Below are 22,582 nucleotides of genomic sequence, written 5' to 3'. Positions count from 1 at the left end.
CTGCGACAGCGATGGGCTGGGTCGCGGGCGCCGGCGAGGCTGGATTTTGCCGACCTCGGCTTCGAGGGGTCGGGGCGGAGCCCTGAAAACGGTGAAAGGGCGGGGCGGGGAGGCACTCCGCGCAGCGGGGCCTCGGCTCGGCCCTGGACCAGGGGCTCCGCGCAGCGGGGCCTCGGCCCGGCCGGCGGGCCACGGGCTCCGCGCAGCGGGGCCCGTCCGGGCGCCGTCGGGGGACCGTCGTGGCGGCGCAGCCGCACGGGCCCGGTCAGCGGGCCTCGGCCGGGTGGCGCCGGTCAGGGCGAGGCCCGCCCGCCCCGGTCAGCGGCGGCGGCCCAGGAGGCGGCGGGACGCCGCATGCCCGGCGGCGGCCGTGGCGGCGGCCACAGCGAGGCCCACCACCGCATCGCGCGGCCGGGTCGGGCGCAGCACCCCCGCGCGGCGCAGCCGCCCCCGCGCCCACACCGTGAACGGGACGACGAGCAGCGGCGAGGTGACCACGCCGGGGGTGTAGCCCCGGGTGGCGGCCGCCTGCCCGAGGTGGACGAGCCCGTGCAACCCAAAGGCGTTCAGCGAGGCCTGGTAGAACGCGGACCGCCCACCCGTGCGGTACCCGTCGGCGGCAGCCGCCCCCACCACCAGCCCCACGACGGCGGCCGCGGCGGTGAACTCCCGCCCGCCGACCGCCCCCAGGCTCCGCCACACCCGCTCCGGCACCCGCGGATGCCGTGCCTGCAGCACCGGAACCCGCTTGCGGGACCAAGCCCCCACGGTCAGCGCTTCCTCCGTGTCGTGCACGGCCCACGCGGCCAGCAGCCCCAGCGTGACGCCCGCCCCGGCTGCCGCACCCGCGGCGGTGTTCCCCGTCGATTTCCCCGTTGATGTGATCATGAGGCAACAGTCTGCAGCCAGACGGGGATCAGCAGGAGCGAAACGACGGAACTCTTGATCACCAGGGAGGCCGAAAGGTCCACCCCGACGTCGTACCGCTGGGCGAAGATGAACAGGTTCTGCGGCGTCGGCATGGCCGCGATCAGGACCAGGTACGCCAGCCACTCCCCCCGTACCCCGAAGGCCACCCCGCACACCGCCCACGTCAGCAGCGGGAAGGCCAGGCACTTGAACCCGATGAGGGCCAGCTCCTCGCGGGTGGTGCCGCGGACGTCCAGCCCGAGGCCGCCGAGGTGGAGCCCGAGGGCGAACAGGGCGACCGGCGAGGCGCTGTCCCCCACGAACGCGGCCCCGTCCAGCACCACCCGCGGCACGTGCACGGACACCAGGTTGAGCAGGATCGCGGCGTTGCACGCGAGCACGAGCGGGGTGGTGAGCGAGGCGGTGAGGGCGCGCCGCAGCCGCTGTCCCGGACTGCCGGCCCCGGCCCCCGCCCGGCCGAGTTCCATGATGGCGATGACGACGAGGGACAGGACGCAGACCTGGAAGAGCAGGACGGGGAAGATCGGCGCGGCGGTCCCGAAGACGGTGATGAACACCGGCACGGCGAAGTAGGCGGTGTTCACCTGGACTCCGGCCATCACGCGCAGCGCGACCGCACGCGGCTCCCGTACGCCGTACGCGGTCGAGGCGCACACCAGGACGGCCACGGCGAGGGCGGCGGCAGCGGTGTAGCCGCCGATGGCCCGCCAGTCGAACAGGGCGCCGAGGTCGCTCGCGTAGATGTTGCCGAAGAGGTAGCAGGGGACGGCGAACAGGAAGGCGTAGTCGGCGAAGGCCTTGGAGGCCTCCGCGGGTACGACCTTGCGGCGCGCCAGCAGGACCCCGCCGCCGAACGCCGCGAGCACCGGCACCAGTTTCTCGAGCGCGGCGGCCCCGTCCATCTTCCCCGTTCCCCCCGTCGCGTCGGACCCCGGCAGCCTACCCGTACCGGCCCGGGCGGCCGTCGCGGCGCCTACTCTGGTCGATCATGAGCGATCGCGACGAGCCCGAGCCCGCCACACCGGCCCCCGGCCGCCCCCGCCTCCGAACCCGCTCCCGAACCCGGCCCGAGACGACCGACCCCGCGCCCGGGACCCGTGCGCCGAGCCGGCTGGGTGCGGTGCTGCGCTCGCCCGCCCGGCCCGGGGAGCCGCTGTTCGCGCAGGCGCCGAAGGCCTGGCAGCGGATGCTGCCGTACGCCGTCGTCGCCGTCTTCGTGGTGACGCTGGTGCCGGTGACGATCGCCGTGCTGACCAACGACTACCGCGCGGGCGGCGGCTGGGCGGGGGCGCTGGGCGTGGCGCAGACCGTGCCGCTGCTGTTGGCGGTGACCCGCCCGCTGTCCGCGTGGGCGCTGGTGCTGGGCGCGGACACGGCGGGGGCACTGGTGCTGCTCCAGGCCGATGCGGTGGCGGGGCACAGCTGGCCGTGGCCGCCGATGACCATCGTCGGCTACCTGGTGCTGATGATCTGCCTGGGGCTGCGCGAGTCGGTCCGGACCCTGGTCGGGGTGTGGCTGGCGACCGGCGCGGTCGGGACGGTGCTGGGGTTCTTCGAGCCGGGCGGGGTGACGAACACCGTCGGGCTGCTGTTCGTGCTGAGCGGGGCGTTCCTCGCCGTGACGGGGTCGCTGCGCGGCATCGGCGATGCACAGCAGCGGATCGCCGAGCAGGAGAGCATCAGCGAGGCCGAGCGGGCCCGGCGCACCCTGCTGGAGGAGCGGGCGCGGATCGCGCGGGAGCTGCACGACGTGGTGGCGCACCACATGTCGGTGATCACGGTGCAGGCGGACTCGGCGCCGTACCGGCTGCCGGGGATGGCGGAGCCGGTGCGCGAGGAGTTCGCGGCGATCGCGGCCGGCGCCCGGGAGTCGCTGGGCGAGATGCGGCGGCTGCTGACGGTCCTGCGCGGCGAAGGGGCCAACGGCGGAATCGGCGCGCAGGCGGCCGGCGGCGGCGAGTTGGCCCCGCAGCCGGGCATCGGCCGGATCCCGCAGCTGGTGGAGGCGACCGTACGGGCGGGACAGCCGGTGGAGTTGTCGCTGGCGGCGGGGGCGCAGAAGGCGGCGCCGCCGGCGGTGGACCTGTCGGCGTACCGGATCGTGCAGGAGGCCCTCGCGAACGTGGTGCGGCACGCGCCGGGGGCGCGGACGCGGGTGTCGGTGACGTACGACGAGCGGGAGGTGCTCGTGCTGGTGGTCAACGGCCCTGCCGCGGGCGAGGTTCCGGCGTTGGAGAGCTCGGGCGGCACGGGGCACGGGCTGGTCGGGATGCGCGAGCGCGTACGGTTGACGGGCGGGACGCTCGATGCCGGTCCGCTGCCCGACGGCGGCTTCCGGGTCGCCGCCCGCCTGTCCCTGGACGAGCCGACCGAGGAAGCCAGTTGACCATCCGAGTGATCATCGTCGATGACCAGGCCATGGTGCGGGCGGGGTTCGCCGCCCTGTTGTCCGCGCAGGCCGACATCGATGTGGTGGGGGAGGCTCCGGACGGGCGGCAGGGGGTGGAGGTCGCCCGGTCGGCCCGTCCCGACGTGGTGCTCATGGACGTGCGGATGCCGGAGCTGGACGGGCTGAGTGCGGCCCGGCAGATCCTGGACCCGCCGCCCGGTGTGCTGCACCGGCCGAAGGTGCTGATGCTGACCACCTTCGACATCGACGACTACGTGTACGAGGCGCTGCGCGCCGGCGCCTCCGGTTTCCTGCTGAAGGACGCCCCGCCGGCCGACCTGATCGCGGCGGTGCGGATCGTCGCGTCGGGCGAGGCGCTGCTGGCGCCCTCGGTGACCCGGCGGCTGATCGCGGACTTCGTGCAGCAGCGGCCCGCGCCGCGCAAGGATCCGGCGCTGCGGCTGAACGGCCTGACCCCGCGGGAGACCGAGGTGCTGGAGCTGATCGCGCGCGGGCTGTCGAACCAGGAGATCGCTGCGCGACTCGTCGTGGCCGAGCAGACGGTGAAGACGCACATCGGGCGGGTGCTGGCCAAGCTGGACCTGCGCGACCGGGCCCAGGCCGTGATCTTCGCGTACGAGGCGGGGCTGGTCCGGCCGGGCGACAGCCCCTGAGCGGAGGCCGGTACTCCGCAGCACCCCGGCACCGCGGCCCCGCGCCCGCCCCCGCCCGCCCTCGCCCGGGGATCTCCTCCACCCCCTACCCCGGTATGACATCGGGCTTGGCTCCCCGGTCCGACGTGTGCGCAGGCACCTCCTTCCTACCTTCCTCGGCGTCACGAGGAGAGGAGAGGGCGGATGGGCCGCTTGGGGAGGGCACTGGCCACGGCCGCGCTGGCGGTGGCGGTGGTGGCGGGGACCGCGGGATGGGCCTCGGGCGACGGGCAGGAGGCGGTCACCGGGCCGCCGCCGGGCACGGCCGAGTGGCGGGCCGCCACGGTGTCCGGGCAGCGGCTGCCCGATCCGGCGACCGCGTCCGCGTACGAGGTGGCCCGGTTCTTCGCCGGGCTGGACGAGGCGGCCCGGCAGGAGCTCGTATGGCTCCACCCGCAGGTCGTCGGCAATCTGGACGGGGCCCCGGTGGCTCTGCGGTACGAGGCCAACCGGCTGGCCGTCCTGGCGAGCGGGCAGCCCCGCTTCGCCGCGCTGGCCTCGCCGCAGCGGCAGATCCTCGCCTTCGACCCCCGCGGGCGGGGGCAGGTCGCCGAGGTGTTCGGGGACCTGGGGCGGGCGGCGCACGTCGCGGTGGTCGTACCGGGCTCGGACAGCGACGCGGCCTCGTACGACGCCCCGCGCGCCCCGTACACCGGGCCGGCGGGGATGGCCCGGTCGCTGCAGCGGGCGGCCGGCGCGGACACCGCCGTGGTGGCGTGGACCGGCTACACCACCCCGGTCGGGGTGGGCTGGGACGCGGCCGGCGGCCGGCTGGCGGAGGCGGGCGCGGTCCGCCTCGCCCGGTTCACGCAGGGGCTCGACGCGGTCGGCGCCCCCGATCCGGTGCTGTTCGGCCACAGCTACGGCTCGGTGGTGGTCGCCCTCGCGGCCCGCAACACCGATGCCACCGACATGGTGGTCTTCGGCTCCCCCGGCCTGCGCGCCGGCACGGCCGCCGGCCTGCACACCCGCGCCCGCGTGTGGGCGGCCCGCGGGCCCTCGGACTGGATCGCCGACGTGCCGAACGTGGAGTTCGCCGGGCTCGGCCACGGCGCCGACCCGGTATCGGCCGGCTTCGGGGCCCGGCGGGTCCCCGCCGACGACGTCCGCGGGCACACCGGATACCTCGTGCCGGGCACCCGGTCGCTGGCGGCTTTCGCCGCGATCGCGAAGGGCGAGGCCCGATGAGCGCCGCGGCCGCCACGGGGGCCCCGACCGCCCCGGCCGGGGCTGCCGCTCCGGGTGCCCTTGCCGCCCTGCGGCGGACCGCCGACCGGATCGACGCGCGCACCCCCGCCCATCGGGACCGGGCCGTCGACGGGCTGCGCGCCCTGGCCCTGCTCGCCGTTCCCACCGGCCACTGGCTGCTCGGCGGGTTCACCTTGGACCCGGCCGGCGGCCTGCACAACGCGAGCCCGCTGTCGACTTTCGGGGCGCTGGCCCCGGCGAGCTGGGTGCTGCAGATGCTCGGCATCTTCTTCCTGGTCGGCGGGTACGCCTCGGTGCTCTCCTGCCACCGCCGCAAGGGGTCCGCCGCCGCCTGGCTGAAGGGCCGGGCCGCCCGGCTGGGCCGGCCGGTGCTCGGGGTCACGGCGGTGTGGGCGCTGGCCGCGCCGGTGCTGTACGCGGCTGGGGTGCCGGAGGCCACGCTGCGGACCGGGGCGACCCTGGTGGTGCAGCCGTTGTGGTTCGTCGGGGTGTACCTGGTGGTCACCGCACTGACGCCCTGCTGCGTACGGGCGGCGCGGCGCCTCGGCGGGTGGGCGGCGGCGCCGCTGCTCGCCTCGGTCGCGGTGGTGGACCTCCTGCGCTACGGGCCGTACGCCGACGCGGTGCCGTCCTGGCTGGCGGCGGTGAACATCCTGCCGGGGTGGCTGTTCGCGTACCAGCTGGGCGTGGCGTGGGGCGAGCGGCGGATCGGGCGGCGCGGGGCCTGGCTGCTGCTGGCGGGCGGGGCCCTGCTGTTCGCCGTCCTGCTGCTGGTCTTCCACTACCCGGCATCGATGGTCGGCGTACCGGGCGAGGCGCGGACCAACTCGCACCCGCCGTCGCTGCTGGTCCTGGCCCTGGCCGCGGCGCAGTCGGGCGCGGCGATGCTGCTGCGGGAGCGGCTGGCGCGGCTGCTCGCCCGGCCGCTGCTGTGGGCGCCGGTGGTGGTGGTGAACCTGTGCGCGATGACGATTCTGTGCTGGCACCAGAGCGCCATGCTGGCCGCGGCCGTGCCCGGCTCGTTCCTGGGTCCGGTGCCGGGGCTGACGACGGCGCCGGACAGCCCGCTGTGGATCGCGGCACGGCTGGCGTGGCTGCCGGTGTTCGCGGTGCTGCTGGTGGGCATCGCCCGCCACGCGCGGCGGTTCGAGGAGCCGTGGACCCGGGCGACGGCGGTGCGGCGTACCGCCGCGGGGCTGCTCGCGGCGGGGTTCGCGGTGTTCGCCCTGGGCCTGGCGTGAGCGGTGAGCGGCGTGCCGGGAGGACCTGCGGCCCCGGCCCGGGATCAGGCGATCGAGGCCGCGACGATCGCGGCCACCGACAGGTTGCAGCAGGCGGTGACCCAGACCGCCGGGTGCGGCTCGGGGTCGACGACGATGGCACCGAGCCGGCCCGGGGTCACCCAGTCCAGCACCAGGAAGGCCACCGCCATCAGGACCAGGCCGAGCAGGCCGAAGGCCGCGGTGGACAGCAGGCCCTTGCCGAAGTCCTGGTACGTGGTCCAGATCGAGGTGAACACGATGCCGCCGACGCCGAGGAGGGCCGAGCTGAGCGTCACGGCCGCATTGCGGTTGCGCTCCTCCCAGATCTGCTTCGGGAGCTTCCCCGGCGTCAGCACGTCCACCAGGACGATCCCGAGGACCAGCAGCACCAGCCCCAAGGCACCGTAGGCGCTGGTGCGGCCGAGTCCGTTGACGATGTCGCTCATCGAAAAGCCTGTCTTCGCGGGGTCGGGGGTCAGCCGGTGGGAGGAGCCGGAACGGCCGAATCTATCGCACGGCGCTTCGGACAACACCTCCCCGGCGGCTGGTACTTCGCCGCCGCCCTTGACCTCGACATTGGTTGAGGTCTTAGCGTTTCGGCCATGGACATGGAAGTCACCGCCTGGACCTCGCTGCACAGCGCGATCAACGCCCAGCAGGAGCGGCGCCCGGTCTCCCGGGCGAGCCTGCGCCGCGTCGCCGCCTTCGCCCGCCCCCACCGACGGGAGCTGGCGTTCTTCCTGCTGCTCAGCGTCGTGACCGCCCTGCTGGCGGTGGCCACCCCGGTGCTCGCCAGCCGGGTCGTCACCGCGATCGTCGACGGCCGCGCGAGCTCCACCGTCGTCCGCCTCGCCCTGCTCATCGCGGGAATCGCGGTCGCGGAGGCCGGGCTCGGGCTGCTGACCCGCAAACTGTCCGCCACGCTCGGCGAGGGCCTGATCCTGGACCTGCGCAAGGCCGTCTTCGACCACGTGCAGCGGATGCCGGTCGCCTTCTTCACCCGTACCCGGACCGGCGCCCTGGTCAGCCGGCTCAACAACGACGTGATCGGGGCCCAGCGGGCCTTCAGCAACACCCTCTCCGGGGTCGTCGCCAACACCGTGACCCTGCTGCTGACGCTGGCCGTGATGCTCGGCATCTCCTGGCAGATCACCCTGCTCGCCCTCGTCCTGCTGCCGGTGTTCGTCCTGCCGGCCCGCCGCATGGGAGCGCGGATGGCGGCGCTCCAGCGCGAGGCGGCCGCGCTCAACGCAGCCATGGGCACGCAGATGACGGAGCGGTTCTCCGCGCCCGGCGCCACTCTGGTCAAGCTGTTCGGGCGGCCCGCCGACGAGTCCGCCGAGTTCGCGGCCCGGGCGGGCCGGGTCCGCGACATCGGCATCCGCACCGCCATGGCCCAGTCGGCGTTCATCACTTCGCTCACCCTGGTCTCGGCGCTCGCCCTCGCCCTCGTCTACGGGCTCGGCGGGTACTACGCCCTGCGCGGGACCCTGGACGCGGGCAACGTCGTCGCCCTGGCCCTGCTCCTGACCCGGCTGTACGCCCCGCTGACCGCCCTCGCCGGCGCCCGCGTCGAGGTGATGAGCGCCCTCGTCAGCTTCGAGCGGGTCTTCGAGATCCTCGACCTGAAGCCGCTCATCGCGCAGAAGCCCGACGCCCGGCGGGTCCCGGACGGGCCGGTCTCCGTCGAGTTCGACCGGGTCTCCTTCGGCTACCCCTCCCCCGACAAGGTCTCGCTCGCCTCGCTGGAGGAGGTCGCCACCCTCGACGCCCGCGGCGGCACGCAGGTGCTGCACGAGGTGTCGTTCCGGGCCGAGCCCGGGCAGGTGGTCGCCCTCGTCGGCTCGTCCGGCGCCGGGAAGTCGACCATCGCCCAGCTGCTGCCCCGCCTGTACGACGCCGATGCGGGCGCGGTCCGCCTCGGCGGTGTCGACGTACGCGACCTGACGGCCGACTCGATCCGCGACACGCTCGGCATGGTCACCCAGGACGGCCACCTGTTCCACGAGTCGGTACGGGCCAACCTGCTGCTGGCCCGGCCCGGGGCGAGCGAGGAGGAGCTCTGGGAGGCGCTGCGCCGCGCCCGGCTGGACGGGCTCGTCGCCTCGCTGCCCGACGGCCTGGACACCGTCGTCGGCGAACGCGGCTACCGCCTCTCGGGCGGTGAGCGGCAGCGGCTGACCATCGCCCGGCTGCTGCTGGCCCGCCAGCGCGTGGTGATCCTGGACGAGGCCACCGCCCACCTGGACTCCACCTCGGAGGCGGCGGTGCAGGAGGCGCTCGGCGAGGCCCTCGCGGGCCGGACCGCGGTGGTCATCGCGCACCGGCTGTCCACCGTGCAGGCGGCGGACCTGATCCTCGTCGTCGAGGACGGCAGGATCGTGGAGCGCGGCACGCACACCGCGCTGCTGGCCGCGGGCGGGCGGTACGAGGAGCTGTACCGGACCCAGTTCGCCCAGGGCGGGCGGACCCCGGACGCCGCCTCGGACGCCGATGCGCCGAACGGCGCCGTACCGGCCGCGGGCGCATGATGCCGGAAGGCCCCTGCACCGAGCACGTGGAGCAACCGATGGACATCAAGCTGGAGCTGGTCGCCGTCCCCGTCGGCGACGTCGACCGCGCCAAGGCCTTCTACGAGCGGGTCGGCTTCCACGCCGACCACGACGTCACCGTGAGCGAGGACATCCGCTTCGTCCAGCTGACCCCGCCCGGATCCGCGTGCTCGATCGCCTTGGGCAGGGGACTCACCCGGATGGCCCCGGGATCGCTGGACAACCTCCAGGTCGTCGTCACGGACATCGAGGAGGCGTACGCGGACCTCAAGGCGCGGGGCGTCGAGGTGACCGGCATCGAGGACATGCCGTGGGGCTCGTTCGTCTACTTCGCCGACCCCGACGGCAACCGCTGGTCGGTCCAGCAGACCACACCGCGACGGTCCGCGGGAGAAGGCGGGACTGCTGCCGGGGCGACCCCCGGCTGACCGCACTTGACCTTCAAGCGGCGTCAAAGTCGACAAGGGTGCCGGTGGGTGCGGGGCGCGAAGGGCCGTTGCGGCGACACCGCGGCCGTACGGGTGGAACTGGGGCGCGACCGGCTGCTCGTGGCCGCCGCCGAGCCGGCCGCCGTACGGGAGGAGGCCGAGCCGGTGCTGCTCGGCTTCGACCGGCCGTGCCGGCCGCCGCCCGGGAAACCGCGGTCGGCCCGGACGCCCTCCTGGAGGTCCCGGCGGCCCCGGCCCGGCCGGTCCTTGTCCGCTCCGCCGACCAGGGCACCTTCACCACGCTGGTGATGCCGGTCGCCGTGCCGGCACCCGCCGCGACCTGATTATTCGCTCGGCCCGCCGCCGCGCCCCGCCTAGGGTGACGCCCCATGGGCGACATGAACGAAATCACCCCGGACGGGTGGTGGGAGCTGCTGCCGGCCGGGATCCGGGAGCAGGTCGACGGGTACGTGCTCCAGGACTCCCGCATGCAGGCGGTCCGCCTCGTCCGGCAGGCCTGCCGGGCCCGCGGCATCGGGCTGCACGACGCCGAGCTGGTCGTGCACGAGCGCTTCGTGCACCACGGCGACCGGGTCGCCCGTACGCCCGAGAGCCCCCTCGACGTGGAATCGCTGGCCGCCCTCGCCTCCGGCTGCCCCGGCCGTGTCGTGGCGGTGGAGGCGGTGTGGGACGGCGACACCGTGCACGACTGGTTCACGGTCCTGCTGGCCCTCACGGCCGGGCCCGCCGGGGAGCACCACCTCGCCACCCTCCATCGCGGCACGGCGGTGCGGTACCTCGGCGAAGGGGCGTCCGCCGGCGGCCGCCACCCGTCGGCGGCCGCCGCGGCCCGGGCGGGCCGCGCCCTGGCCGAGCGCCTCGGCGTCCCCTTCCACTTCGCCGGCCCCGACACCCCGGGCTCGGACGTCAAGCGGTCCTGAGAACGCCCGGGCAGCGCCAGACGCCGGAGATGACGTCGGAGTGGGCCGGTACAGGCGCAGGATGAGGTCTTCAGTCCCGGAGGGCGGTCGCTTCGGCTTCCCGCTTGATCGCATGCTCGACGGTCATCTCGGCCACCTCACTGCGTCAAGAGCATGGAGGGCCCGGAGCCCGCCCCGTTGGCGAAAACTCCCTGTCGCGCGGCTGACCGACCTCACGGCAGCCCCACTCGTCCCCGCCAGGGGCAGGAGCATCACCCTCCACGAGAGTCTCCGGGACCAGGGGTTCGGTGCCGGCCGCGATCCGCAGTCGTTCGGACGGGGCACGGGGGTACCCGGTCCGCCTGCGGCAGGCACCACGGCCCGCCGCAGGCGGGGACTTCAGGCCGCCGGCCCGGAGGCGACCAGGCGCCGCATCACGGCGAGGAGTTCCTCGGGCGGTTCGATCGAGAAGGACCGGGTGGCGTCGTCGATGCGGGTCAGGCAGGTCACGGTGCCCTGGTGCCACCAGTACAGGCGGGGCGAGAGCGGGCCGGGATTGTCCTGGTACGCGCCGAGGCCGAAGGCGGCCAGGTCGTTGACGGCGCCCTGGACGTGGTGGTCCGCCAGCGGGTGGAAGACGAGGTACCCCCGGCTGGGCACGGTGAACAGGGCGCCGGCGTCAGGCAGTTCCCGTCCCGTGACGGATCGGACGACCTCGTCGAGGACCAGGGCCTTGCTCGCGACGAAGAGGGAATCACCCGACAGGATGTGCACCTGCCCGCCGCTCGGGGTGGTCGTGGCCTCGTACGTGGCGGGCTCGTTGACCAGGTTGGTGCGCCCGGCGGCACGCAGCGCGTCCAGGCCGATGGCGGCGACGTCCTTGTCGTCGAGGAGCCGCACCGAGTCCGGGAGGTCCAGCGCGAGGGCCTGCGCGAGGCCGGTCGCGACGGGGCGCACGTAGCTGAACGAGGCCGCTGCCTCCGGCGGGAGGGCGTCGTCGGGTATGAGCCGCAGGTAGGCGCGGCGCAGGACGTCGTCGGGGGCGGCCGGCTGCTCGGCTGCCGCGCGGGCGGAGGCGAGGGCGGTGAAGTGGCGGTCCACGATCCGGGGCCAGTCGCGCGGGTCGGCACGCCGGACGAACTCGGCCAGGTTATACAGGGCGGAGGTGCCGTCGGGGGCGCGGAGGGTGTCACCGGCTACGGTGACCTGCTCGCCGCGCGCGGCGTGCCAGTGGCCCACCAGCTCGCGCAGGTGGTCGGCCTGTCGGACGGTCAGGGCGGTGAGGTGCGGGTCGGGTGCGTCGGCGGACTTCGATCGGAAGAACTTCATGATCAGACTGTAGTGAAGGAGAGGTTCCGGGTCGGGTTGCCACTGCGTGGGGGCGGCCCGTGTCGAACGGCGTGCGATGGGCGATGGTGAGGCGGGAACGGTGAGAGGGTCGGAGCAGGACGTCGACTACGACCACGAACTGGGCGGCGACGGGCGGGTTTTGGTGGTGATGGGCGTGACCGGCACGGGCAAGACCACCGTGGGCCGGCTGCTCGCGGACGCGCTCGGCGTCCCGTACGCGGAGGGCGACGCCTTCCATCCGGCGGCCAACGTCGCCAAGATGTCAGCCGGCATCCCGCTGGACGACGACGACCGGTGGCCGTGGCTCGACGCGATCGGCGACTGGCTGCGGGGGCGGCCGCCGGGGCAGGGGGCAGTGGTGTCCTCGTCCGCGCTGAAGCGTGCCTACCGGGACCGGCTGCGGTCGGCTGCGCCCGACGCGGTGTTCGTCCACCTCACCGGGGAGCGGGCGCTGATCGAGCGCCGCATGTCTGCCCGTGCGGACCACTTCATGCCGCCGTCCCTCCTGGACTCGCAGTTCGCCGTGCTGGAGCCGCTCGAGGCCGACGAGGCGGGCGTCACGATCGACGTCTCCGGCTCCCCGCGGACCACCACGGCCCAGGCCCTGACGTCCCTGGCCACCGGAGGCTGGCTACGCCGCCGCTGAAAGTCAGCGGGGGCAGCCGCCCATGCGGGAGCCGAGGGCCGGCACTTCCAGCCTCACCGGCGCTTGAGGCGCGGGTCTGGGGCAGCGCCCCGGAAAACCCGGCTCCGGCCAGGCATCGGGCTCCGCCCAAACCCTCCCCACAGTCCGTCCGGGGGGACCCGCACAGCCCCACCCGCGTTCAGGCCCCGAACCGGGCAGCCGTCCCACACCGTACGAAGCGGGAGCTGCGCCGCACCAGCCTCGCCGGCGCTTGAAGCGCGGGGTCCGGGGCAGCGCCCCGGAAAACCCGGCTCCGGCCAGGCATCGGGCTCCGCCCAGCCCCTCCCCCAGAGTCCGTCGGGGGACCCGCACAGCCCCACCCGCGTTCAGGCCCCGAACCGGGCAGCCGTCCCACACCGTACGAAGCGGGAGCTGGGCCGCACCAGCCTCGCCGGCGCTTGAGGCGCGGGGTCCGGGGCAGCGCCCCGGAAAGCCCGGCTCCGCCCGGCACTCCCCCAGACTCCGTCCGGCGGACCCCACTCGAACGCAGGCGGCGCTGGAGGTGCCGGACCCGCGGCTCGCGGGGCGGCCAAGTCGGCTGGGCTTCGAGGCGCAGGCTCCGCCCACCCAGCCCCACCCATGTTCAGGCCCCGGGCCGGGCAGCCGTCCCACCCCCTACGAAGCGGGAGCTGGGCCGCATCGGCCTCGCCGGCGCCTGAGGCGCGGGGTCCGGGGCAGCGCCCCGGGAAGCCCGGCTTCGGAAGGCTGGGGTCACCGTTCCTGGAGGCGGGCCGCGGCCAGGGTCAGGCCGTCCGCGGCGGTGGCGCAGCGGTCGGCGAGGGCTGCGACCTCGGCGCGGAAGGCGGCGGCCTGCGGCCCCTGCTGCTCCAGTTCGTCGGCGGCCTCGCGCAGCCGGTCCGCATGGGCCTGCAGGGTGGCGCCGTGGGCCCGCAGGCCCTCGGCGGGGTCCGGCCGCGGCGGCTCCAGCCGCGGGGCCGCGCTCACCGGCTCCGCCACGGCTGCACGAGCAGCAGCCCACCGGTCCCCAGCAGGCCCATGGTGTGGACGCACCCCCGGTGGCTGCGGTGCGGCCCGGCGGGGGCGCGCTTGCGGCCCCGCCCTTGCCCCCTGTCCCGGTCGAGGAAGGCACGGACGGCGGCCCCGAGCCCCACCAGCGGCGCGGCCGGAACGGCCCGGCCGGTGGCCACCTGCCAGCCGGCGTGGTCGTTGAACGGGTTCGCGTCGGTCAGCGCGTTCCACGCGAAGAGGTCGGGGAACGACGGCGCCAGCAGGGCGAAGGCCCGCTCGGCCCCTTGTTCCCGCATCACCCGCCGGAACGACCGCACGGCCGCGGCCTGCCGGTCCTCGGCCACCGCCCGCGCGATCGCCGCGCAGTCCGGGTCGGCCAGCAGCTCAGGCCGGTCCAGTCCGGCCGTGCGGATGCGGGCCTTGAGCCCGCAGACGGCGAGGCTGACGGCGAGGCTCTCCCGGCCGGTGAGGATCCCGGCGAGCCAGCCGGCCCTGGCGACACCGCGGCCGCGCGGGGCCCAGCCGAGGCCGGCCGGGTCGGTGAGGGTGCGCAGCAGCGTGCGGCGGGCGAGCCGGCGCCGCGCGTGACGCCCGGGGCGGCGGGGACGCGCGGGGCGGCCGCGGCTGCGGTAAGCCCCCGGACGCCCGCCCGACGCGGTCGCGGCGGCGGCGCCGGACGGGAAGCGCGGTCCGAGAGCCAGCTCGGAGGCGTAGCGGGCGGCCTCTGCAACGGCATCGGCGGCCTCGGCGAGTTCGCGGCACACGGCGCCCAGCAGGTCTGCGTCCGGATCGGCGGGCGCGGAGGAGGTTGCGGCGTCGGACATGGAATCCTCGCGGAAGGTCGGTGACGGGGAGGGTGGGTGTGTGGCGTCGGCGACGTGGGATGCGTCAGCGGCGCGTGAGGGTGAGCCGGATGCCGCGCGGGTCGAGCACCGCGGGCAGGGGTCCGGGCGGATCGAGGACCGGCCGGACGCCGGTGATGCGGCGGCGGCGCAAAACCTCGGCGCACAGCGCGGTGGTGATCAGCAGCCCGAGCCTGTCGCCGGGGCAGCGGCCGGGGCCGTGCCCGAACGGGGACATACGGAGGTCCTCGTCCGCGCCGGGCGTCTTCCAGCGCCCCGGTACGAAGACGTGCGCGGCGGGCACGTGTACCGGGTCGCGCTGGTGGAAGTGTGCGGGCAGCAGGACGCAGGTGCCCGCCGGGTGGCGCACGCCCCGCCATTCGGTCTCGGTACGGGTGACCCGGACCAGCTCGGGCACGGCCGGGTAGAGCCGCAGGGACTCCAGGACGCAGGCCCGCAGCCGCGTCAGCTCCCCGGGGGCGGTACAGGCGGCGGCCTCTGCGGCCGCAGCGTCCTGCTCGGCGGGGTGTGTGCCGAGCAGGAGCAGGGTGCGCAGCAGGGTTCCGGGGACGGTGTCCACGGCCCGCAGCCAGGGTTCGGTGCGGGCCGCGGGGCCCGCGTACGGGGCGGTGCGCCCGGCCCGGGCGTGCCCGTCGGCTGCGGCCGCCCACTCGCGGCCCGCGCCCCGGCGGCGCAGTCGGCCGAACGGGCCGGCGGGCGCCTCGGCTTCGTATCCGGGGCCGGGCACGGCGGCGGCGTCCGGCGCACCGGGGGCGATCCGCCGGGCGAGGCGGGCCACGGCGTGGCGGACCCGGACCAGTTCGAGGGAGGAGGCGGCCGCCAGCTGCCGGGCCTCCTCGGCGATCACGGTGCGCAGCGCCTCGCAGGAGGGAGGTGCGGGCGCGAGCGCGGGGGCGGGCTCCGGTGCGGCCGGCTCGGCGTAGAACTGCCCGAGGTCCTGCCGGTCCAGCAGGACGAGCACCCTTCCGGACAGACCGCGTACGAGGACGGGCGCCCCGCCGTGGCGGTCGCGCAGGGCGCGCAGGGTCTCGGCGGAGAACGACGGGCGGGCGCCGGGGACGCCGCGGACGAAGAAGGGGATCGCCCGGGTCGCGGCGAACCGGACGGACTCGGCGCGCCCGGCGGTCCGCACCGCCGGGCCGCGCGTGACGGCCGCGCGGGTCGTACCGGAACCGGCCATGCCCGCACCACCTCCCTGGGATCGGGTCGCCGGTGACCGCGCCGGGGCTCCGCGGCGCAACCGTCGGGTGCCGCCCGGTCACGCCGGGGGCCGCCTCGTTCGGGATGCGCATCCGGAACCTCCGCGCGGCCGGGACCGGCGGTCGGTGACTTCGGGCCCACCGTACGTCGATCTTGGAGGGGCCGCGCTCCGAGTACCGCCGGGACACCCCGGGTCCCCTTGGCCCCACCGAGCCACACCCCCGACCCCGGGCACACCCGTCCGAGCGAAGCGACCCACCGCCCGACCCGGCGCAGCCGGGATCCCTGGGGCTCCGCCCCAGACCCCGCGCCTCAGACGCCGGCGAGGCTGGATATGCCGAACCCCCGCTTCGAAGATCGGCCTGCCTCATTCCAGCCGGCCGGCCGTCGGACAGGTGGGCGGCACATCCACCCCCGCTTCGACAACGGGAGGCAACGGGGACTTGACGACGCAAAAGGTCAGCGGGCGAAGACCGCCTCCCGGAAAGGGGCGCGCAGGGGGCCCCGCGGTGCGGCGGGCAGGAGCACCGCCCAGCGCCGCGGGCGAGGGGCGACCCACACCGCGGCGGTGTCGCCGTACGTCCAGGTGCCGTGCGGACCCGGCCGCCACAGGAGCCCCCGGGCGGGGGTGAGTTCGCCGGTGCGGATCCGCAGGGACTCCGCGGTCCAGGCGCGGGGGACGGGTTGGCCCGAGGGGCCGAGGATGCCGCCGAGGAAGCGGCCGAGGTCGGCGAGGGGGGCCTCGAGGCCGCCGTCCGTGCAGCGGGTCCCGGTCATGCCGAGGGGCTGCCAGATGCGGGTGGCGGCGAGCTCGGCGAGGGGCCCGCCGCCGAGGTGTTCGGTGAGCCGGGTGAGCGCTGCGTGTGCCGTGTGCGCCGTGCGGCGGCCGCCCGGGTGGGTGAGGAGGTGGTGGGTGGTGGTGCCCACGGGGGTGCCGGCGGCGGCCTCGTCCCCGTACGCGGTGAGGGGGGTGTGCAGCCGCAAGACCTCCTCGGCGACGAGGCTGCCGATCACGGGCCACAGGGCGAGGACGGCGAAGAGCGCGCCGACGTCGTGGACGGTGCCGCCGCCGTCGTCCGAATCGGCGATGAGGCCGTCCTGGCCCCCGAACGCCCACACGGCTTCGGGGTCGGCGGCCCGGAGCACGTCACGGACCCGGTCCGCCGTGCGAGCGAATTCGGCGGACCCGGCCGCACCGGCCGGCTCGGCGGATCCTGCGTGACGGGCTGCACGGGCCTGGCCGGCAGGCCCGACGGACCGGGCGGGATCCGCCGGGCCGCCCACCTCGACGAGCTCGGCGGGCAGGGCCGAACCGGCCGGGCCGGCGTCGGGCGGGGCGGCGGGGTTCGGCACGGCGGCGGGGCCGAGGGGTTCGGCGCGGTCGCTGCGGAGCGTCATGGTGCCCCACGCTAGCCACGACCGCCCCGCCCTCCCGGGCGCACCGCAGCGGAGTCGGCATCCGCCACCCGAATGCCCCGGCCGCAGACCGCCCCGCAGCCGGGTCGGCCCCGTCGCCCGGCGCCACGAGGGCGGAAGGGCGGGAGGCGAGGGCATCCCGCCCCCGTCCCCCCTCCCCCGCGCCCCCCGTTCGGCCCAGCGCTAGCGGGCCGGCTGGTTCTTGTCCGGGCGGTCCGTCACCCGCAAGGTGTTCAGCAGCGGCTTGCCGAAGCCGGCGTGCTGGACGAAGCGGATGTCGAGGACGCCGTCCGTCACGGTGACCGTGTAGCTGCGCGTCACCGCGGCGTAGGTGCCCGCCTCCAGGGAGATGTCGAGCGAGGGCAGGACCTCGGTGCCCTCGGCGAGGACGTCGAAGACGCGGCGGTTCGGCTTGGTGGACGACAGCTCCGCGAAGCCGAGTTCCACGGTGTACGTCCCGTTCGGCACGTTGTCGAAGCGGTATTCGTACATGCCCTCGCGGGCGTTGCGGAACAGGCTCTGCTCGTCCGTGCCGGCGATGGTGCGGCCGGTGGAGCGGACCGAGGAGGTGCCCTGGTAGCCGTACGAGCCGGCCGTGTACTTGCGGTCCGGGGACCAGCCGTCGCCCAGCGCGTCGGTGCCCGGGCGGTCGGAGCCCGCGTCCAGGGCGACCTGGTAGCGCGGGACCACGATCTTCACGGGCACGGCGAGCACCGGGGTGCGGCCGCTGACCGAGGTGATCCGCAGGTTCGCCGTGAGGACGGAGCCGGCGGCCAGCCCGGTGGTGTCGACGTTCAGGGCGACGCCGGCCTTGCCGCCGATCGGGAGGTTCCCGCTCTCGGGGGTGGCGGTCAGCCACGGGGCGTCTTCGGCCACCGTGAACGAGGTGTCGAGGGTGCCGGTGTTGGTGAGGTCCAGGGTGCGGGTGCGTTTCTGGTCGGCCGGGAGGACGATCTCCACGGCCGGCCGGGACGGGGTCACCTTGGCCGTGCGCAGGGACCGCGTGTGCCCGGTGACCCCGGCCGGCTCCACCGCGAGCGCCTCGGTGACGCCCTCGTAGGACTCGGCCAGGACCGTGACGGTGCTGCGGCCGGAGCGGGCCTGCAGGGCGTAGCTGCCGTCGGCGGCGGTGGTGCCCGTGACGGCGTCGGCGCCGGTGCCGACGGTCACGCTCGCCCCGGCCACGCCGTTGCCGTCGTTGGCGTCGAGCACGCGGCCCGCGACGACGCCGCTCTTGGTGGTGCGGAAGGAGAGGCTCAGGCCGTCGGTGATCACGGGGGTGTTGAAGGAGTACGCGAAGGCGTCGGTGCCGGTGGCGTTCTCCACGCCGACGGTGGCGGAGGAGCCGCCCTTGAGGCCGGTGCCGCCGGTGCCCTTGTAGGCGTACGTGACGGAGCCGTCCTCGCCGATCGCGGCCGAGAAGGAGAACGGGTCGGACTGGGCCGTCCAGTGGGCCACCTTGCGCCACTCGATGACGTAACTGCGGTGCGGGGCGGTCCCCGTCACGGCGGTGAACACGCCCGATCCGCTGCCGGCCGGTCCGACGACGAGGTCGTCCCAGAAGGGGTAGAGGGCCGCGTTGGGCGTGGCCGTGCTCGGGAGGTCGCCGTTGGTGTCGCCGGTGTGCGGGCCGCCGAAGCTGACCGTTCCGTTGGTGCCGATCCAGGCCTGTCCGTACGTCTTGCCGTACAGCGGCAGCGGGAACGGCAGGTCGACGCGCTCGGTGGTGTTGTCGCCGGTCAGCGCGAGCTGCCGGTCGCCGGCCTGGTACGGGCGGCCGCTCGCGGTGGCGCAGGCGTAGCCGTAGCCGTCGGTGCGTTCGGGCAGGGCGACGGCCACGGTGGTGTCGCCGCCGACGGTGGTGCGGGCGCTGCCGCCGGTCAGGCAGCGGGAGGGGTGCGTCGCCCGTACCTCGTAGGTGCCGTGCGGCAGGGTGACCTCGAAGCGGCCCTGGTCGTCGGCGGTCGCGGTGACGGGGGTGTCGGCGACGGCGACTGCAGCGCCTGCGGCGGGTCCGGCCGGGGTGGTGACGGTGCCGGTGAGCTTGCCGGAGGGGGCCTGGGTGAGGGTGAGGTCGCCGGTGGCGGTGGCGTTCTCGGTGACCGTGGCGGTGGCGGTCTCCTGGCCGTAGCCGAACTTGGCGGCCGTCAGGGTGTAGGTGCCGACCGACAGCGAGCGGAAGGAGTAGGTGCCGTCGGCCGCGGTGGTCGTCGTGCGGCTGATCGGTCCGGCGGCGGTGACCTTGGCTCCGGCGACGGGGGCTCCGCCGGAGCGGACGGTGCCGCCGAGTGCGCCGGTCGCGCCGCGCGGGGCGGCGGTGGCGGCGGCGAGCACGTCGAGCTTGCCCTCGCCGAAGACGTTGTTGTTCGCGGCGGTGCCGCCGCACTGGCCGTTGTCGGTGTCCTGGGCGGTGCCGTTCAGCAGCGCCTCCGTCTGCGCGATGTCGCCTTCGAGGGCGGGTGCGGCCGACCAGAGCAGGGCGACGGAGGCCGCGGTGTGCGGGGAGGCCATGGAGGTGCCGGAGAAGGACGCGTAGGCCCCGCCGGGGACGGAGGAGCGGACGTTCACGCCGGGGGCGGCGATGTTCGGCTTGACGATGCCGCCGGGGCCCGCGCCGCGCGAGGAGAAGGAGGCGATGGCGCCGTTCGCGTCGAAGGCGCCGGAGCTGTAGGAGGCGGCGTAGTCGCCGGGCGAGCCGCTGGTGGCGCAGCCGGGGCCGGCGTTGCCGTTGGAGAAGGCCGGGAAGATGCCGGCGGCGCGCCAGGCGTCGACGATCTGCCGGTACCAGTCGTCGTGGGCCGCGCTGCCCCAGGAGTTGTTGACGATGTGGGGGGCGAGGTCGGGGCGCGGGTCGTGGCCGGCGAGGTCGGTCGGGGCGATGATCCACTGGCCGGCGGCGAGGAGGGAGGCCTCGGAGCAGGAGTTGGTCTCGCAGCCCTTGGCGGCGATCCAGCGGGCGCCGGGCGCGACGCCGATGCGGTTGGCGCCGCCGTCGTCGCCGACCATCGTGCCCATGGTGTGGGTGCCGTGGTCGTTGTTGTCGCAGGGCGCGGCGGTGGGGCAGATGCCGGCCGGGTCGAACCAGTTGTGGTTGTGGTCGTAGGAGCCGTCCGCGTTCCTGCCGCGGTACTGGCGGGTGACGGCGGGGTGGGTGACGTCGACGCCGCTGTCGATGTTCGCGACGACGATGCCCTCGCCGCGCACGCCGAGCTGGTCCCACACCTGGGGGGCCTTGATCCGGTCGATGTTCCATTCGACGGCGTCGGCCGCGGTCTGCTCCCGCTTGCCCTCGGCGGGCTTGGGGAGGGTGACCTTGTCGTCGGCGTCGATACGGGCCACCTCGGGGCGGCGGGCGAGGGTGCCGGCGAGCTTCTCGGTGCCGACGACGCGGATCGCGTTGACGATCCAGTACGAGGTGTACTCGGCCTGGGCGCCGTCCAGGGCCTTGATCACGTCGGCCTGGGTGCGGGCGGCGTGCTCCTGCTTGGTCCGCAGGACCGTTTCGGCCTTGGCGGCGCGGGTCTGCTGCCGCTGCGCCGCGCTCAGGTCGGCGGCGCTGTCGAGGTAGACCCAGAAGACGGCCTTGGCGGAGCCGTCGAGCTGGGCGCGGAGGGTGGGCTCGATCTTGCGCTCGGCCGCGCCGGGGGCGGGTCCGGGGTCGGGGGCGGCGGCTGCGGCGCCGGCGCCCAGGGGCAGGAGCAGCAGGGTCGTCAGGGCGGCGAGCGCCGTGCGTAAGGGCCGCCGGGGTCGTCGGGATCGTCGTGGGGTGCGTTGGGCCACGTGTGGTCTCCTCGTACGCCGTGTGCAGATCGTGCGGATAAGGCGTGCGTGACGTGCGCGATGTGAGCGATGTGCGCGGTCATGGTGAAGGAAGCGTCATGCTCACTACAAGAGCGCCTCATGAGTCACCGCAGGCGCGGTGCGCGGGCCGGCCCGGGCACACTGCGGGCCCCGTAGCCGCGACCCGCGACCCGCGACCAACGCCCCGCGACCGACGCCCCGGGTGGCTCTTTCCGGTCCGGCGGGCCAGCCTGGGGGCATGACCGGTCCCGCGCCCCCGGAGCCGGCGCCTGCGCAGGAGCCGTCCGCGCCGGGCGTCGCGCTCGCCACCGCCCAGGGCCGGTGGATCGTGCTGACCACGGTGCTCGGCTCGAGCATGGCGCTGCTCGACTCCACCGTCGTCAACGTCGCGCTCCCCCGGATGGGCCGGGACCTCGGGGCGGATCTGGCCGTGCTCCAGTGGACCGTCAACGCCTACCTGCTCACGCTGGCGGGGCTGATCCTCGTGGGCGGGGCGCTCGGCGACCGGTTCGGGCGGCGCCGGGTGTTCGTGCTGGGCGTGGTGTGGTTCGCGGCCGGGTCGCTGCTGTGCGGGATCGCGCCGAACGCGGGGATCCTGGTCGCCGCCCGCGCTCTGCAGGGCGTCGGCGGGGCCCTGCTGACACCGGGTTCGCTCGCGTTGATCCAGGGCTCGATCGCCGCCGGGGACCGGGGCCGGGCCGTGGGGCTGTGGTCGGGGTTCGGCGGTGTGGGCGCGGCCGTGGGGCCGTTCCTCGGGGGGTGGCTGGTGGACGGGCCCGGCTGGCGCTGGGTGTTCCTGCTGAACGTGCCGGTGGCCGCGGTGTGCGTGCCGGTCGCGCTGCGGCACGTACCGGAGTCGCGGGATCCGGCGGCGCGCGGCCGGTTCGACGTGCTCGGCGCGGTGCTCGGGGCGGCGGCCCTCGCCCTGCTGACGTACGCGCTGATCGAGGCGCGGTCCGGGTCGCCGGCAGTGGTCGTCGCGGCCGTCGGCGGGGTGCTGCTGTCGGCGGTGTTCGTGTACGTCGAGCGGCGGCGGCCCGATCCGATGGTGCCGCCCGAGATCTTCGCGTCCCGGCAGTTCACCGCGGTCAACGTGGTCACCTTGTTCGTGTACGCGGCCTTCGGCGGGTTCTTCTTCCTCGTGGTGCTCCAGCTCCAGGTGGTCTGCGGGTACTCGGCGGTGGCCTCGGGGGCCGCGCTGCTGCCGACGACCGTGCTGATGCTGCTGCTGTCGGCCCGTTCAGGGGCGCTGGGGGAGCGGATCGGGCCGCGGATCCCGCTGACGGTGGGGCCGCTGCTGTGCGCGGGCGGGCTGGTGCTGATGCTGCGCGTGGGGCCCGGCGCCTCGTACGTACGGGACGTGCTGCCGGCCCTCGTCGTGCTCGGGCTGGGCATGGCCACGCTGGTGGCGCCGCTGACCGAGGCGGTGCTGGCCTCCGTGGACCCGGGGCGCGCGGGCCTGGCCAGCGGCATCAACAACGCGGCCGCGCGGGCGGCGGGGCTGCTGGCGGTGGCGGCCCTGCCGCTGCTGGCCGGGATGGGGCCGGAGGCCTACCTGTCGGCGCCCGAGTTCGACGCCGCGTTCGAGCGGGCCATGCTCTGGTGCGCGGGGGCGCTGGTGGTCGGCGCCGTCGTGGCCTGGGCGACAGTCCGCAGGCCGCAGCCCGCCGCATGCCATCCGCAGTGCCGCACCCACTGCGCGGTGACCGCTCCCCCGCTGGAACGGCCCGGCGAGCGCGCCGCCCCGCGGGAGACCGGATAGCCGGGGCGGCCCGGCGCGGAGGCGGGCGAGGGCCCGCGGGCAAGCGGCCGCACGCCGCACACCCGGGCGCGGCGTGAAGGTTCCGTGGACGCCGCCGGTGCGCCCGCGCTGCCCGGCGCCGCTCGCCCGCGCC

At 75.6% G+C, this 22,582-nt stretch carries 19 protein-coding genes; 10 read left to right on the top strand and 9 right to left on the bottom strand.

Going from position 1 to position 22,582, the window contains the following annotated elements; translation table 11 throughout:
- Positions 1 to 318: 318 nt before the first annotated feature.
- Positions 319 to 885, bottom strand: a complete 567-nt coding sequence (locus tag ABZ924_RS32920; protein ID WP_361918125.1) for an HXXEE domain-containing protein — start codon at positions 883 to 885, stop codon at positions 319 to 321.
- A complete protein-coding gene (locus ABZ924_RS32915; protein WP_361918121.1) occupies positions 885 to 1,832 on the bottom strand; it encodes an AEC family transporter in 948 nt (315 codons plus the stop codon). The genes ABZ924_RS32920 and ABZ924_RS32915 overlap by 1 nt, the downstream gene beginning before the upstream one ends.
- Before the next feature lie 86 nt (positions 1,833 to 1,918).
- Between ABZ924_RS32915 and ABZ924_RS32910 the strand changes: the two genes are divergently transcribed.
- The 4 genes from ABZ924_RS32910 (at position 1,919) to ABZ924_RS32895 (ending at position 6,482) form a co-directional block, all read left to right on the top strand.
- On the top strand, positions 1,919 to 3,316 hold the full coding sequence (locus ABZ924_RS32910; protein WP_361918118.1) for a histidine kinase: 1,398 nt from the start codon (positions 1,919 to 1,921) through the stop codon (positions 3,314 to 3,316).
- Complete coding sequence (locus tag ABZ924_RS32905; RefSeq protein WP_361918117.1) at positions 3,313 to 3,993, top strand: response regulator transcription factor; 681 nt, start codon at positions 3,313 to 3,315, stop codon at positions 3,991 to 3,993. The genes ABZ924_RS32910 and ABZ924_RS32905 overlap by 4 nt, the downstream gene beginning before the upstream one ends.
- Positions 3,994 to 4,176: 183 nt before the next feature.
- Positions 4,177 to 5,220: an alpha/beta hydrolase gene (locus ABZ924_RS32900; RefSeq protein WP_361918114.1), complete on the top strand. Its 1,044-nt coding sequence runs from the start codon at positions 4,177 to 4,179 to the stop codon at positions 5,218 to 5,220.
- Entirely contained in the window at positions 5,217 to 6,482 is a 1,266-nt protein-coding gene (locus ABZ924_RS32895; RefSeq protein WP_361918111.1) for an acyltransferase, read from the top strand. The genes ABZ924_RS32900 and ABZ924_RS32895 overlap by 4 nt, the downstream gene beginning before the upstream one ends.
- A gap of 44 nt (positions 6,483 to 6,526) precedes the next feature.
- Here ABZ924_RS32895 and ABZ924_RS32890 read toward each other — a convergent pair whose 3' ends face one another.
- A complete protein-coding gene (locus ABZ924_RS32890) occupies positions 6,527 to 6,949 on the bottom strand; it encodes a DUF350 domain-containing protein (RefSeq protein WP_361918108.1) in 423 nt (140 codons plus the stop codon).
- A 156-nt stretch (positions 6,950 to 7,105) separates the two neighbouring features.
- Here ABZ924_RS32890 and ABZ924_RS32885 point away from each other — a divergent pair, with 156 nt between their 5' ends.
- The 4 genes from ABZ924_RS32885 to ABZ924_RS32870 all read left to right on the top strand — a co-directional run bounded on the left by ABZ924_RS32885 (position 7,106) and on the right by ABZ924_RS32870 (position 10,424).
- Positions 7,106 to 9,034, top strand: coding sequence for an ABC transporter ATP-binding protein (locus ABZ924_RS32885; RefSeq protein WP_361918105.1), 1,929 nt, complete (start codon positions 7,106 to 7,108; stop codon positions 9,032 to 9,034).
- A 38-nt stretch (positions 9,035 to 9,072) separates the two neighbouring features.
- Positions 9,073 to 9,483 (top strand): VOC family protein, encoded by a 411-nt coding sequence (locus ABZ924_RS32880; RefSeq protein ID WP_361918102.1) that lies wholly within the window; start codon positions 9,073 to 9,075, stop codon positions 9,481 to 9,483.
- 188 nt (positions 9,484 to 9,671) lie between these two features.
- Positions 9,672 to 9,827, top strand: coding sequence for a hypothetical protein (locus ABZ924_RS32875; RefSeq protein ID WP_361918099.1), 156 nt, complete (start codon positions 9,672 to 9,674; stop codon positions 9,825 to 9,827).
- Between the two features lie 45 nt (positions 9,828 to 9,872).
- Positions 9,873 to 10,424 carry a hypothetical protein gene (locus ABZ924_RS32870; protein ID WP_361918096.1) on the top strand — a complete coding sequence of 184 codons (552 nt, stop codon included), beginning with the start codon at positions 9,873 to 9,875 and terminating at the stop codon, positions 10,422 to 10,424.
- Between the two features lie 378 nt (positions 10,425 to 10,802).
- Here the strand turns inward: ABZ924_RS32870 and ABZ924_RS32865 are convergent, their stop codons facing one another.
- Positions 10,803 to 11,732 (bottom strand): hypothetical protein, encoded by a 930-nt coding sequence (locus ABZ924_RS32865; RefSeq protein WP_361918094.1) that lies wholly within the window; start codon positions 11,730 to 11,732, stop codon positions 10,803 to 10,805.
- Between the two features lie 169 nt (positions 11,733 to 11,901).
- Here ABZ924_RS32865 and ABZ924_RS32860 point away from each other — a divergent pair, with 169 nt between their 5' ends.
- Complete coding sequence (locus ABZ924_RS32860) at positions 11,902 to 12,399, top strand: gluconokinase (RefSeq protein WP_361918123.1); 498 nt, start codon at positions 11,902 to 11,904, stop codon at positions 12,397 to 12,399.
- Positions 12,400 to 13,149: 750 nt separating this feature from the next.
- Here the strand turns inward: ABZ924_RS32860 and ABZ924_RS32855 are convergent.
- The 5 genes from ABZ924_RS32855 to ABZ924_RS32835 form a co-directional block, all read right to left on the bottom strand.
- Positions 13,150 to 13,383: a hypothetical protein gene (locus ABZ924_RS32855; RefSeq protein ID WP_361918091.1), complete on the bottom strand. Its 234-nt coding sequence runs from the start codon at positions 13,381 to 13,383 to the stop codon at positions 13,150 to 13,152.
- On the bottom strand, positions 13,380 to 14,231 hold the full coding sequence (locus ABZ924_RS32850; protein ID WP_361918088.1) for a hypothetical protein: 852 nt from the start codon (positions 14,229 to 14,231) through the stop codon (positions 13,380 to 13,382). The genes ABZ924_RS32855 and ABZ924_RS32850 overlap by 4 nt, the downstream gene beginning before the upstream one ends.
- A gap of 64 nt (positions 14,232 to 14,295) precedes the next feature.
- A complete protein-coding gene (locus ABZ924_RS32845) occupies positions 14,296 to 15,450 on the bottom strand; it encodes a cytochrome P450 (RefSeq protein ID WP_361918085.1) in 1,155 nt (384 codons plus the stop codon).
- Positions 15,451 to 15,929: 479 nt separating this feature from the next.
- A complete protein-coding gene (locus tag ABZ924_RS32840) occupies positions 15,930 to 16,868 on the bottom strand; it encodes a hypothetical protein (protein ID WP_361918082.1) in 939 nt (312 codons plus the stop codon).
- A 201-nt stretch (positions 16,869 to 17,069) separates the two neighbouring features.
- A complete protein-coding gene (locus tag ABZ924_RS32835; protein WP_361918080.1) occupies positions 17,070 to 20,666 on the bottom strand; it encodes a S8 family serine peptidase in 3,597 nt (1,198 codons plus the stop codon).
- A 259-nt stretch (positions 20,667 to 20,925) separates the two neighbouring features.
- On the opposite strand from ABZ924_RS32835, the gene ABZ924_RS32830 reads away from it, so the two are divergent.
- Entirely contained in the window at positions 20,926 to 22,449 is a 1,524-nt protein-coding gene (locus tag ABZ924_RS32830; protein ID WP_361918077.1) for an MFS transporter, read from the top strand.
- Positions 22,450 to 22,582: the final 133 nt, after the last annotated feature.

Origin of the sequence: Streptomyces sp. NPDC046876 (assembly GCF_040645035.1) — a bacterium.
In the GTDB taxonomy this organism is placed as follows: Bacteria; Actinomycetota; Actinomycetes; order Streptomycetales; family Streptomycetaceae; genus Streptomyces.
Note: the sequence above shows the minus strand (reverse complement) of the source record. Positions and strands in the feature narration are given on the sequence as shown.